Origin of the sequence: Streptomyces sp. WP-1 (genome assembly GCF_030450125.1) — a bacterium.
Lineage (GTDB): Bacteria > Actinomycetota > Actinomycetes > Streptomycetales > Streptomycetaceae > Streptomyces > Streptomyces incarnatus.
Genome location: NZ_CP123923.1, coordinates 5,938,692 through 5,951,052 on the forward strand (window position 1 = coordinate 5,938,692; position 12,361 = coordinate 5,951,052).

8 protein-coding genes are annotated in these 12,361 nt (G+C 71.5%); 4 read left to right on the plus strand and 4 right to left on the minus strand.

What is annotated here, in order from left to right:
• Positions 1 to 5 precede the first annotated feature (5 nt).
• The 4 genes from QHG49_RS26200 to QHG49_RS26215 form a co-directional block, all read right to left on the minus strand.
• A complete protein-coding gene (locus QHG49_RS26200) occupies positions 6 to 935 on the minus strand; it encodes a branched-chain amino acid ABC transporter permease (protein WP_037653224.1) in 930 nt (309 codons plus the stop codon).
• Positions 936 to 1,043: 108 nt separating this feature from the next.
• Complete coding sequence (locus tag QHG49_RS26205; RefSeq protein WP_145485162.1) at positions 1,044 to 2,252, minus strand: branched-chain amino acid ABC transporter substrate-binding protein; 1,209 nt, start codon at positions 2,250 to 2,252, stop codon at positions 1,044 to 1,046.
• Between the two features lie 599 nt (positions 2,253 to 2,851).
• Positions 2,852 to 3,340 (minus strand): PaaI family thioesterase, encoded by a 489-nt coding sequence (locus tag QHG49_RS26210; protein WP_145485161.1) that lies wholly within the window; start codon positions 3,338 to 3,340, stop codon positions 2,852 to 2,854.
• Between the two features lie 46 nt (positions 3,341 to 3,386).
• Positions 3,387 to 5,690, minus strand: a complete 2,304-nt coding sequence (locus QHG49_RS26215) for an FdhF/YdeP family oxidoreductase (protein ID WP_301491559.1) — start codon at positions 5,688 to 5,690, stop codon at positions 3,387 to 3,389.
• Positions 5,691 to 6,602: 912 nt separating this feature from the next.
• Here QHG49_RS26215 and polA point away from each other — a divergent pair.
• From polA to QHG49_RS26235, 4 genes are all read left to right on the plus strand, one after another.
• Positions 6,603 to 9,329, plus strand: coding sequence for a DNA polymerase I (polA, locus tag QHG49_RS26220; protein WP_159700460.1), 2,727 nt, complete (start codon positions 6,603 to 6,605; stop codon positions 9,327 to 9,329).
• A gap of 215 nt (positions 9,330 to 9,544) precedes the next feature.
• Positions 9,545 to 9,946: a hypothetical protein gene (locus QHG49_RS26225; RefSeq protein WP_301491560.1), complete on the plus strand. Its 402-nt coding sequence runs from the start codon at positions 9,545 to 9,547 to the stop codon at positions 9,944 to 9,946.
• A 301-nt stretch (positions 9,947 to 10,247) separates the two neighbouring features.
• A complete protein-coding gene (locus tag QHG49_RS26230) occupies positions 10,248 to 12,038 on the plus strand; it encodes a lytic murein transglycosylase (RefSeq protein WP_301491561.1) in 1,791 nt (596 codons plus the stop codon).
• Positions 12,039 to 12,219: 181 nt separating this feature from the next.
• Complete coding sequence (locus QHG49_RS26235) at positions 12,220 to 12,354, plus strand: SPW_0924 family protein (protein WP_159700454.1); 135 nt, start codon at positions 12,220 to 12,222, stop codon at positions 12,352 to 12,354.
• Positions 12,355 to 12,361 lie beyond the last annotated feature (7 nt).

Sequence of the window (12,361 nt, forward strand, 5' to 3'; positions counted from 1 at the left end):
GGTGCTCACGCCCTGTCCGCGACGCGTTCGCCGAGCAGACCCTGTGGTCTGAAGAGGAGTACGAGGATGAGGAGGACGAAGGCCCAGACCGGTGCCCAGCCCTGGCCGCCGAGCTGGTGCATGCCGGGGATGTCCGCGATGTAGGCGGTGGCCATGGCCTCGGCGATGCCGAGGACGAGTCCGCCGAGCATGGCGCCGTAGATGTTGCCGATGCCGCCGAGGACGGCCGCGGTGAAGGCCTTGAGGCCGGCGAGGAAGCCCATGTCGTAGGAGACCGAGCCGTACTTGAGGCCGTACGCGGTGCCCGCGACCGCCGCGAACAGGCCGCCGATGGCGAACGCGATCACGATGATGCGGTTGGTGTCGATGCCCATCAGCTGGGCGGTGTCCGGGTCCTGCGCGGTGGCCTGCATGGCGCGGCCGGTGCGCGAGAGCCGTACGAAGAAGGCGAGGATCGCCATGCACACCGGGGCGGCGATGATCAGGAAGAGATCGCCGCTCTGCACGGTGACCGAGCCCAGGTGGTAGGGCCCGAAGGGGAGCTGTGGGAAGACCCGGGCGGCCTTGGCGTTCGGGTACAGGTTGAAGACGAGCTGCTGGAGCGCGAGCGAGAGACCGATGGCCGTGATGAGCGGCGCCAGGCGTGGCGCGCCGCGCAGCGGCCGGTAGGCGAAGCGTTCGGCGCCGACGGCGATGAGTACGGCGACCAGGGCGCCGCCGACGAGCATCGCCGGCAGGGCTATCCACATGGATACGCCGTCCGGCAGGACGAGATACACCGTGAGGGCGCCGAAGCCTCCCGTCATGAAGATCTCGCCGTGAGCGAAGTTGATGAGCTGGACGATGCCGTACACCATCGTGTAGCCGATGGCGATCAGACCGTACATCGAGCCGAGGAACAGCCCGTTGGCCAGCTGCTGCGGCAGGGTGTTCACCGCATGGCCTCCATGTGGTGGGGAGAGTCAAGGGGGCGGTAGAGGGCGGGCCGCGCGGTGACGGTGGTCGGTGCCGCGCGGCCCTGGAGTCGCGATGTGTGCCGCGGACTACTTCGGGTTGGCGACGCCGCTCTTGACGGACTTCCACGCACCGTTGACGACCTGGTAGACGGTCAGCTGCTTGTTCGTGGTGTCCCCGAACTCGTCGAACGAGATCTTGCCGGAGATACCGTCGAAGGAGTTGTGCTGGACCGCGTCGACGACCTTGGCGCGGGCGTCGTCGGGGAGCTTGCCGTCCTTGATGACCTGGCCGACGGCCTTGATGATCGCGGTGGTGGCGTCGTAGGAGTACGAGCCGTAGGTGCCGTAGTCACCGGGGTACTTCTTGGCCTTGTAGGTGGCCACGAAGTCCTTGGCGGCGGGCAGGGTGTCGACCGGGACGCCGATGGAGGTCGCGAGGTCGCCCTCGGCGGCCTTGCCGGCGGTCTTGATGTAGGTCGGGGTGAACATGCCGTCGCCGCCGAACAGCGGGATCTTGGCGCCGGCGTCCTTGAGCTGCTTGGTCAGCACCTGGGACTCGTCGTACTGGCCGCCGTAGTACAGGATGTCGGCGCCGGAGTTCTTGATCTTGGTGACGAGGGTGGAGAAGTCACGGTCGCCCACGCTGACGTGGTCGGTGCCGATGACCTTGCCGCCCTGCTTGGCGAACTGCTCCTTGAAGATCTTGGAGAGGCCGGCGCCGTAGGTCTGCTTGTCGTCGACGACGAACGCCTTCTTCTTGTGCAGACCGTTGTAGGCGTAGTCCGCCGCGAACGCGCCCTGGAGGGCGTCGGTGGTCGCGGTGCGGAAGTAGTTCTTGAACGGGCGGACCTTCTTGGTCTGCCAGTCCTTGCCCTGGGTCAGCTCCGGGGCGGTGTTCGACGGGGAGATCTCCACCAGGTCGGCGGTGTTCAGGACCTGCTGCATCTGGGTGGCCACGCCGGAGTTGAGCGGGCCGACCACGCCGAGGACGTCCTTCTCGGCGACCAGCTGGGTGGCGTTCTGCTGGCCGGTGGCCGGGATCGCCTTGTCGTCCAGTGCCTTGACCTTGAAGGTCACGCCCGGGACGGTCTTGTTCTTGTTGGCGTCGTCGACCGCTATCTGCGCGCCGTACTGGATGCCGAGGCCGGTCGCGGAGTTCTGGCCGGTCAGCGGGGCGTCCACGCCGATGGTGACCGTCACGTTGCCGCTGTCGCCGCCCTTGCTGTCATTGTTGCGGGAGCCGCAGGCGGTGAGAGTCAGAGCCCCGGTCGTCAGAACGGAGGTAAGAATCACCAGAGAACGCTGTCGCACAATCGATCCTTTCCGCAGGCATGAGCGGTCCCTGGAACGGGACGGCGTAGAGCCGCGTTGGTACCGAACTCCCGTTGGAGCGGTGACTGGCCGTGACTCTAAGCCCGCTATGGAGACCTGGGCAGCGCCGCAGGCGTCCTTGTGACTTTCTTGTTATGACGGCGCGGACGGGAAAGTTCCGCCGGGGATACTCTCGGCCGGTTTGGCGGAATTTCCCCACGGTCCACATTTTGAGAATGCGCACTTCCGGTTGGCCCTCGGGTCGAGGTCGCGGGCCGGTGGGCGCGATGCCCCCGGGGCGCCCGGGGAAGATCACCCAGGGGTGCGCCCGCGCGGGGGAGGCAAGAGGTGCTTATTGCGCGTGTGTTACGCAGCGTTACGCCGGAAAGTAAAGGTGCCGTATACAGCAATTTTGGGCGGCCGGACGTCGATATCGCCGCCCCGGTTCCGGTGGCCGTCAAGGGGCCGTCCCGGCCGGACGAGGGAATTCCACTTTTCCGTATGCGGGATGACATCGCATCGGTGACAAAAAGGCCCGGTCGCACCCCTTTTGGGGAGTGGACCGGGCTTTTGGTGAGAGAGCGTCAGACCGCGGCGGGCGCCTGCTCGCCGCTTCGCGTGCCGAGGTCGCGCAGCAGACAGGTCAGCCGGGCGCTGCACACCCGGCGGCCCTGCTCGTCGCTGATGACGACCTCGTACGTCGCCGTCGACCGGCCCCGGTGCACCGGCGTGGCCACCCCGGTCACCAGACCAGAGCGGACCCCTCGGTGATGCGTGCAGTTGAGGTCCACACCGACCGCCACCTTGGTGCTGCCGCCGTGCAGCATCGCGCCGATCGAGCCCAGCGTCTCCGCGAGCACCGCCGAGGCGCCGCCGTGCAGCAGGCCGTACGGCTGGGTGTTGCCCTCCACCGGCATCGTGCCGACGACCTTCTCGGGGGACGCCTCCACGATCTGCACGCCCATCCGCGTGCCGAGGTCACCGGCCGAGAACAGCGCGGGCAGGTCCACACCGAGCGCCGCGTACTCCTCGATGACCTCCTGCGGGAACTGCACCTGCTGCTGCTCGCCCATGAGCCGGCTCCGTTCGTCGTACACCTGTCTTAACCTGAGCGAACGCTCAGTCGGTCGCCGATTGTTCCAGACGGCCTTCCGTGTGCGCCTCCAGGCGTACGATCACCGACTTGCTGGCGGGGGTGTTGCTGGTGTCGGCCGTCGCGTCCAGCGGTACCAGCACATTGGTCTCCGGGTAGTACGCCGCCGCGCAGCCCCGGGCCGTCGGGTACAGCACCACCCGGAAACCGGGCGCCCGCCGCTCCACGCCGTCCCGCCACTCGCTCACCAGATCCACGTACGCCCCCTCGGCGAACCCGAGCGAGCGCGCGTCCTCGGCGTTCACCAGCACCACCCGGCGGCCACCCGTGATGCCCCGGTAGCGGTCGTCCAGACCGTAGATCGTGGTGTTGTACTGGTCGTGCGAGCGCAGTGTCTGCAACAGCAGCCGCCCCTCGGGCAGTTCGGGGTACTCCACCGGCGCCGCGGTGAAGTTCGCCCTGCCGGTGGCGGTCGGGAAGCGGCGCTCGTCGCGCGGCGCGTGCGGCAGCGCGAAACCGCCGGGCCGGGCCACCCGCGCGTTGAAGTCCCCGAACCCCGGGACCACCCGCGCGATCCGGTCGCGGACGGCCGCGTAGTCCTTCTCGAACTCCTCCCACGGCACCACGCTGCGCTCCCCGAGCACCGCGCGGGCCATCCGGCACACGATCGCCGGCTCGGACAGCAGCTGCGCGCTCGCGGGCGCCAGCCGGCCGCGCGAGGCGTGCACCATGCCCATGGAGTCCTCCACGGTCACGAACTGCTCGCCGCTCGCCTGCACGTCGCGCTCGGTGCGGCCCAGGGTGGGCAGGATCAGCGCCCGCGCGCCGGTCACCGTGTGCGAGCGGTTCAGCTTGGTCGACACATGCACCGTCAGCCGCGCCCGCCGCATCGCCGCCTCGGTCACCTCGGTGTCCGGGGACGCGGAGACGAAGTTGCCGCCCATGGCGAAGAACACCTTCGCCTCGCCGTCGCGCAGCGCGCGGATCGCCCGTACGACGTCGAAGCCGTGCTCCCGGGGCGGCGCGAACCCGAACTCCCGCTCCAGGGCGTCCAGGAAGGCGGGCGCGGGCCGCTCGAAGATGCCCATCGTGCGGTCGCCCTGCACGTTCGAATGGCCGCGCACCGGGCACACGCCCGCGCCCGGCCGGCCGATGTTGCCGCGCAGCAGCAGGAAGTTAACGACCTCGCGGATCGTCGGCACGGAGTGCTTGTGCTGGGTCAGACCCATCGCCCAGCAGACGATGGTCCGCTCGGAGGCGAGCACCAGCTCCAGCGCCCGCTCGATCTCCGCGCGGCTCAGACCGGTCGCGGCCAGTGTCTCGTCCCAGTCGGCGGACTCCGCGGCCTTGGCGAACTCCTCGAATCCATGCGTGTGTTCGCGCACGAACTCCTCGTCGACCGCGCCGTCCGTCGCCAGGATCAGCTTGTTGAGGAGCCGGAAGAGCGCCTGGTCGCCGCCGATGCGGATCTGGAGGAACAGATCGGTGAGCGCGGCGCCCTTGAGCATGCCCTGCGGGGTCTGCGGGTTCTTGAACCGCTCCAGGCCCGCCTCGGGCAAAGGGTTGACGCTGATCACCTTCGCGCCGTTCGCCTTGGCCTTCTCCAGCGCGGACAGCATCCGGGGGTGGTTGGTGCCCGGGTTCTGGCCCGCCACGATGATCAGATCGGCCTGGTAGAGGTCCTCCAGGAGGACGCTGCCCTTGCCGATGCCGATGGTCTCCGTGAGCGCCGAGCCCGACGACTCGTGGCACATGTTCGAGCAGTCCGGCAGGTTGTTCGTGCCCAGCTCGCGTGCGAAGAGCTGGTACAGGAACGCCGCCTCGTTGCTGGTGCGGCCCGAGGTGTAGAAGACGGCCTCGTCCGGGGAGGCGAGGGCGGCGATCTCCTCGGCGATGATGCCGAAGGCGCGCTCCCAGGTGACCGGCTCGTAGTGCGCCGCCCCTTCGGGGAGGTACATGGGATGGGTGAGCCGCCCCTGCTGGCCCAGCCAGTACCCGCTCCTGGTCGCCAGGTCGGCGACGGGGTGCGCGGCGAAGAACTCGGGGGTGACCCGGCGCAGGGTGGCCTCCTCGGCCACCGCCTTCGCGCCGTTCTCGCAGAACTCCGCGGTGTGCCGGTGCTCCGGCTCCGGCCAGGCGCAGCCCGGGCAGTCGAAGCCGTCCTTCTGGTTCACCCGCAGCAGCGTCAGCGCGGTGCGCCGGACGCCCATCTGCTGCTGGGCGATCCGCAAGGTGTGCCCGATGGCCGGCAGCCCCGCCGCCGCGTGCTTCGGCTCCGCGACCTGCGGCGCGTCCTGCACCGGATCACCCTTGGGCGGCTTCGTCGCCATCGCACGCTCCCCTTCGACTGCGTGTACCACGTACGGGGCCGATCCTCCCACGGGGGACTGACAGGGGGAACGGGCGGCTCCAGGGGGGGCGGGGGAGCGTCGGCGGGGGCGTGCGAGTCCGGCTCGCCGGAGGTTCGTGGGGGTGGCCGGTGGGGTGGGAGTTCTCGGCAGGGAGGGCGGTCAGCGGTGAGGTGATCGGCTTGCCTGGGGAAGCGCGACGGTGAGTCTCCGAGGTGGCGATACGCGGCTTTCGTGCGCCGCCGCGCCGCCTCGTGCGCCGCCGCGCCGCCTCGTGAGCCGCCACGCCGCCTCGTGAGCCGCCACGGCGGCGATACGGGACCGTCCTGCGCCGCCCCCGCTGCCTCGCGTGCCGCCGACCCCGGGGCTCGGAGGGGGCCGCTCGTGCGGCGTCTGCGCCCGGGCCTCCGGTCTGTTCCGCCCGGCCGCCGGTTTACTCGCCGCGAAGCGATGAAACGCGACGGCGGCGGCGATCGGCCGATCTGACCGGGGCGCTCTTCTCCGCCGCGACGGTGCTCCGCCGCGACGGTGCTCCGCCGCGACGGTGCTCCGCCGCGACGGTGCTCGGCCGCACCCGCACCGGTCGGCGGCCCGCACCGGTCGGCGCCCCGGGTCTTCCTCGGCCGCCCGCTGCCCTTTGAGCGCCCCCTTGGGGCCCGGCTGAGCGCCCCCGGGGGGGGGGGGGGGGGGGGGGGGGGGGGGGCCGGCGCCGGACCGCCCGCCATGCGTCGCTCCCCCCACCCGGTGGCCTTCCGGCTAGCGGACGCGACGGCGGTGACCCATGGGGCCTTGGGGCTCGATGACGTCGAACCGGGCCCCGGCCGGCACCGTCCGCCCGACCGCCGGAGGCACACGCGGTCCGGAGTGTCAGTGGGGCGTGGCAGGATCGGTGGCGTGGCAGAGACAGCATCGAAGAAGACCGACAAGACCCCCGGCGGCTCCCGTCCCCGGCTGATGCTCATGGACGGGCACTCGCTGGCCTACCGCGCGTTCTTCGCGCTGCCCGCGGAGAACTTCACCACCGCGACGGGCCAGCCGACGAACGCGATCTACGGTTTCGCGTCGATGCTGGCCAACACCCTGCGTGACGAGGCGCCCACCCACTTCGCCGTGGCCTTCGACGTCTCCCGCAAGACCTGGCGCTCCGAGCGCTTCACCGAGTACAAGGCGAACCGCTCCAAGAGCCCCGACGAGTTCAAGGGCCAGGTCGAGCTGATCGGCGAGCTCCTGGACGCGATGCACGCGCCCCGCTTCGCCGTCGACGGCTTCGAGGCCGACGACATCATCGCGACCCTCGCCACCCAGGCCGAGGCCGAGGGCTTCGACGTACTGATCGTCACCGGCGACCGCGACTCCTTCCAGCTGGTCAGCGAGCACACCACCGTGCTGTACCCGACCAAGGGCGTCTCGGAGCTGACCCGGTTCACCCCGGAGAAGGTGTTCGAGAAGTACGGCTTGACGCCCGCCCAGTACCCCGACTTCGCCGCCCTGCGCGGTGACCCGTCCGACAACCTCCCCGGCATCCCCGGCGTCGGCGAGAAGACCGCCGCGAAGTGGATCAACCAGTTCGGCTCCTTCGCCGAGCTGGTCGAGCGCGCCGAGGAGGTCAAGGGCAAGGCGGGCCAGAACCTCCGCGACCACCTGGAGTCGGTCAAGCTCAACCGCGTCCTCACCGAGCTGGAGCGCCAGGTCGAGCTGCCGAAGGCGGTCACCGACCTGGAGCGCGCGCCGTACGACCGCAAGGGCGTCGCGCTGATCCTGGACACCCTGGAGATCCGCAACCCGTCCCTGCGCGAGCGCCTCTTCGCCGTCGACCCCGGCACCGAGGAGGCCGACACCACCCCGGCCACCGCCGAGGGCGTCGAGATCGACGGCACCGTCCTGCGCACCGGCGAACTCGCCCCCTGGCTCGCCGAGCACGGCACCGGGCCCCTGGGCGTCGCCACCGTGGACACCTGGGCGCTGGGCAGCGGCTCCGTCGCCGAGGTCGCCCTGGCGGCGGCCGGGGGAGCGGCCGCCTGGTTCGACCCCGCCGAGCTGGACGAGGCCGACGAGAACGCGTTCGCGGCCTGGCTGGCGGACGCCGAGCGCCCCAAGGTGTTCCACAACGCCAAGGGCGCCATGCGCGTCTTCGCCGAGCACGGCTGGCGCATCGAGGGCGTGCGCATGGACACCGCGCTCGCCGCCTACCTGGTCAAGCCCGGCCGGCGCTCCTTCGACCTGGACGCGCTGTCCCTGGAGTACCTGCACCGCGAGCTGACCCCCGCCGCCGCGGCCGACGGCCAGCTCGCCTTCGGCACGGACGAGGCCGCGGAGGCCGAGGCCCTGATGATCCAGGCCCGCGCCGTGCTGGACCTCGGCGAGGCGTTCGAAGGCCGCCTGGAGGAGGTCGGCGCCGCCGATCTGCTGCGCGACATGGAGCTGCCCACCTCCGCCCTGCTCGCCCGCATGGAGCGGCACGGCATCGCCGCGGACCGCGCGCACCTCGACGCGATGGAGCAGATGTTCGCGGGTGCGGTGCAGCAGGCCGTGAAGGAGGCGCACGCGGCCGCGGGCCACGAGTTCAACCTGGGCTCGCCCAAGCAACTCCAGGAGGTCCTCTTCAACGAGCTGGCCCTGCCCAGGACCAAGAAGACCAAGACCGGCTACACCACGGACGCCGACGCCCTGGCCTGGCTCGCCACCCAGACGGACAACGAGCTGCCGGTGATCATGCTCCGCCACCGCGAGCAGGCCAAGCTCCGTGTCACCGTCGAGGGCCTGGTCAAGACCATCGCGGGCGACGGCCGTATCCACACCACCTTCAACCAGACGGTGGCCGCGACCGGCCGGCTGTCCTCCACGGACCCGAACCTCCAGAACATCCCGGTCCGCACCGACGAGGGCCGGGCGATCCGGCGCGGCTTCGTCGTCGGCGAGGGCTTCGAGTCCCTGATGACCGCCGACTACAGCCAGATCGAGCTGCGCGTGATGGCGCACCTCTCCGAGGACGAGGGCCTGATCAGGGCGTTCACCTCCGGTGAGGACCTGCACACCACGGCCGCCTCCCAGGTCTTCGGCGTCGAGCCGGCCGCGGTGGACGCGGAGATGCGCCGCAAGATCAAGGCGATGTCGTACGGCCTGGCGTACGGCCTGTCCGCGTTCGGCCTCTCCCAGCAGCTGAACATCGAGGCGGCGGAGTCCCGCGCCCTGATGGACGCGTACTTCGAGCGCTTCGGCGGGGTCCGCGACTACCTGCGCCGCGCCGTGGACGAGGCCCGGGCCACGGGCTACACGGCGACCGTCTTCGGACGCCGCCGCTATCTGCCCGACCTCAACAGCGACAACCGCCAGCGCCGCGAGGCCGCCGAGCGGATGGCCCTGAACGCGCCCATCCAGGGCACGGCGGCGGACATCGTCAAGATCGCCATGCTCAAGGTGGACGCCGCGCTGCGGGCCGCGGACCTGAGGTCCCGGATGCTGCTCCAGGTCCACGACGAAATCGTCCTGGAGATCGCCCCCGGTGAGCGCGCCCGCGTCGAGGAGCTCGTCCGCCACGAGATGTCCGGCGCCGTGAGCCTCAAGGCCCCTCTGGACGTCTCGGTCGGCGTCGGCCCGGACTGGGAGTCGGCCGCGCACTAGCCCACGCCGCGACGGCCGAGGAGCCGCCGCGCCCGGGCCGCAGCGGTGAGGGGCGCCGTATCCCGTCGGGATACGGCGCCCCCGGCCGCCCGCGCAAGCCGGGATCCCCCATTCCGCGCCGGTACCACAAAGACGGCTCAACCCCCGGCGGGACCGTCACTCACGTGGCCCCCGTCAAAACGCCCCGCACCCTCCGCAGCCGCAACACTGCGGGCATGGGTATACGCATGCTTCACCGCCGGACGCCCGAGGCAGTGACCCGGGTCTGGGCGGACCCCGCCTCGGGCGAGGCACAGGCACTGCCCGCCTCGCCGGTCCCGGCCCTCGCGGCCGACGCAAGCACCGCCCGCATCCCCGCCGACCCGGCCACGACCGTCCGCAGGGCCGCCCGGAACGCCCGGCGCGGGCTCAAGGACCGCGCCAACCGGACCGGGGCCGCCGCTCGCGCCCACGACTGGCGCCAGTGGACCGATCTGGCCCGCGGCTATCTCGCGCTCACGCTCACACTGATCCCGAGATCCCGCCCCCGCCCCACCCTCACGGTCTTCGTCGCCCCCCTCGCCGAACGCCCGCCCCGCCACGGCCCCCGCGACCCCGGGCCGCGCGCCGTCTTCTAGGGGCCGGGCCTCCCCTCCTCCCAACTCAAGAGCGGGCCATTGTCACCGCCCTGGCGGACCGCCGGGCGCGCCCACCTCAACGGCAGGTGGCCAACCGGTGAAAATCGGGCATGAACGGGTGCCCCCGCAAAGCAAGTTGCCGTAGGGTCGCCTGCGGCGCCGTGCCGGACGCACGGGCCGGATACGGTCATGCGGGGGAAAGGTCGGCACAGGGGCAACCGGAACACCGGGTCGTTCGTCAGACCAGGGCGAGACACACACGTGGATACGGACGCACGGCGTCCTTGGGAGGGGTCACTCTATGGCGGCGCATTTCGGCAGGCGGCTGCGCAAGGGGGCGGCGACCACCGCCGTGGCCGCGGCGGCGGTCGCGGCTCTCTCCGCGTCCCAGGCTCCGGGAGCGACCGGCGAGGACCACGGCAGACAGACGACGGCCGGCGCCTCCGCCCCCGTACCGGACCCCACCGGCGGCGACGCCACGGGCAACTCGCCGTACTACACGGACCTGCCGCCCCTGAACAGCCCCAACCCGAGCCCCTCGCCGAGCGCCGGCACCCCCGTAGCCCAGGGCGCCGCCGAGGCGGGCATACCGGCCACGGTCCTCGACGCGTACAAGAAGGCCGAGGCGGAGCTGCGCGCCTCCAAGCCCGGCTGCAATCTGCCCTGGCAACTCCTCGCCGCCATCGGCAAGGTGGAGTCCGGCCAGGCCCGCGGCGGCGAGGTCGACGCCGACGGCACCACGCTGAAACCGATCCTCGGCCCGGTCCTCGACGGCAACGGCTTCGCGCTCATCCAGGACACCGACCACGGCGCGTACGACGGCAACGCCCAGTACGACCAGGCCGTCGGGCCCATGCAGTTCATCCCGTCCACCTGGGCCTGGGCCGGCCGCGACGGCAACGGCGACGGCAAGAAGGACCCCAACAACATCTACGACGCCGCCCTCGCCGCCGGCCACTACCTGTGCCGCGGCGACCGGGACCTGTCCCAGGCGGCCGACCTGCACACCGCGATCCTCGGCTACAACAACTCGCAGGACTACCTGAACACCGTCCTGTCGTGGATGGAGTACTACAGCAAGGGCACCTACTCCGTACCCGACGGCACCGGCACCGCGCCCGGCCGCCGCAGCGACGACGGCACCCCGCGCACCACGCCGTCCACCCCCGCCGAGCCCGCGGACCCGCACCAGGGCAAGCCGGGTTCGAAGGACCAGGGCGGCCGGCCGAGCCCCTCGCCGTCGAAGCCCGGCGACGGCCAGGACGGCGGCGACCCCGCCCCGCGGCCGCCCGGGAAGCCCGACCCGAGCACGCCCACCCCCACCGACACGGTGGACCACCTGGAGAACGCGGGCACGGGCACGGCCAAGCTCACCGCGACGGCCGGAGACGCCTTCACCGGAACGATCAGCACCCGCGCCGAGACCAAGGCGGGCGCGGCGGTGGCCAAGGTGAGGATCCGGTTCACCGTCTCCGGGGACACCGACGCCACCTTCACCGGCGGCGAGGACGTGGCCACGGTCGCCACCGACAGCAAGGGCGTCGCGAAGGCCCCCGCGCTCCTGGCGGGCGAGAAGACCGGCGACTTCAAGGTCACCGCCACCGTCGTGGGCCGCTCGCTCAAGGGCGTCGACTACCAGGCGACCGTCACCGAACGCACCGCCGACACCCTGACCGCGGTCACCACCGGCGACACGCCGCCGGCCTGCGTCCCCGGCGGCGAGTTCGCCGACCGGATCCAGGTGAAAGCGACGTACAAGGGCGCCGTCGCGGACAAGGTCGCCGCCACCGCCACCCTGATCAAGTCCGCCACCGACGCCACCGAGAACGACAAGGGCCCCTACTTCAAGGACGCCACCACCGGCAACGCCGTACGCACCCTCACCGGTCTGAAGACGGACGCCAAGGGCCTGTTGACGCTGCCGAAGCTGTACGCGGACGACACCACCGGCACGTTCCTGCTGCGCGTCACCACCCCCGGCGGCGGCACCCTCACCGTGCAGCTGACGGTCGCCGCCGACGGCACCGCCACGGCGAGCCCGTCCCCGTCCCCGAGCGCCTCGGCTTCCCCGGGCGCCCCGGCCGGTTCCTGAGCCGCCCGGACCTCCACGGCGCCCTCCCCGCTCCCGGCGGGGAGGGCGCCGTCGTTCGTGGGCGCACCGCTGTTCTCATCTCGCCCGCCCGTTGCTACGGTGCCCAAATCCTGACGCCGCATCAGAAACCGTCAGGGCGCCAGAAACCGTCAGAGCACCGACCGTCCCCGGGAGGCCCCGCATGCGCGCCCTGATCGCCGCCGCGACCGGCCTCGCCCTCGCCTTCGCCCTGGTCCTCACCATCGGCGCACTCGGCGCACCGTCCGGGCACACCTCACCGAAACCGCTGCTGACCACGGTCCCCGCACATCCGTGACCCGTCC

Excerpts from the sequence above, each read along its gene's own strand:
- QHG49_RS26215 (WP_301491559.1), bottom strand. The coding sequence starts at position 5,690 with ATGGCGACGAAGCCGCCCAAGGGTGATCCGGTGCAGGACGCGCCGCAG.
- QHG49_RS26235 (WP_159700454.1), top strand. The coding sequence starts at position 12,220 with ATGCGCGCCCTGATCGCCGCCGCGACCGGCCTCGCCCTCGCCTTCGCC.
- QHG49_RS26210 (WP_145485161.1), bottom strand. The coding sequence starts at position 3,340 with ATGGGCGAGCAGCAGCAGGTGCAGTTCCCGCAGGAGGTCATCGAGGAG.
- QHG49_RS26225 (WP_301491560.1), top strand. The coding sequence starts at position 9,545 with ATGGGTATACGCATGCTTCACCGCCGGACGCCCGAGGCAGTGACCCGG.
- QHG49_RS26230 (WP_301491561.1), top strand. The coding sequence starts at position 10,248 with ATGGCGGCGCATTTCGGCAGGCGGCTGCGCAAGGGGGCGGCGACCACC.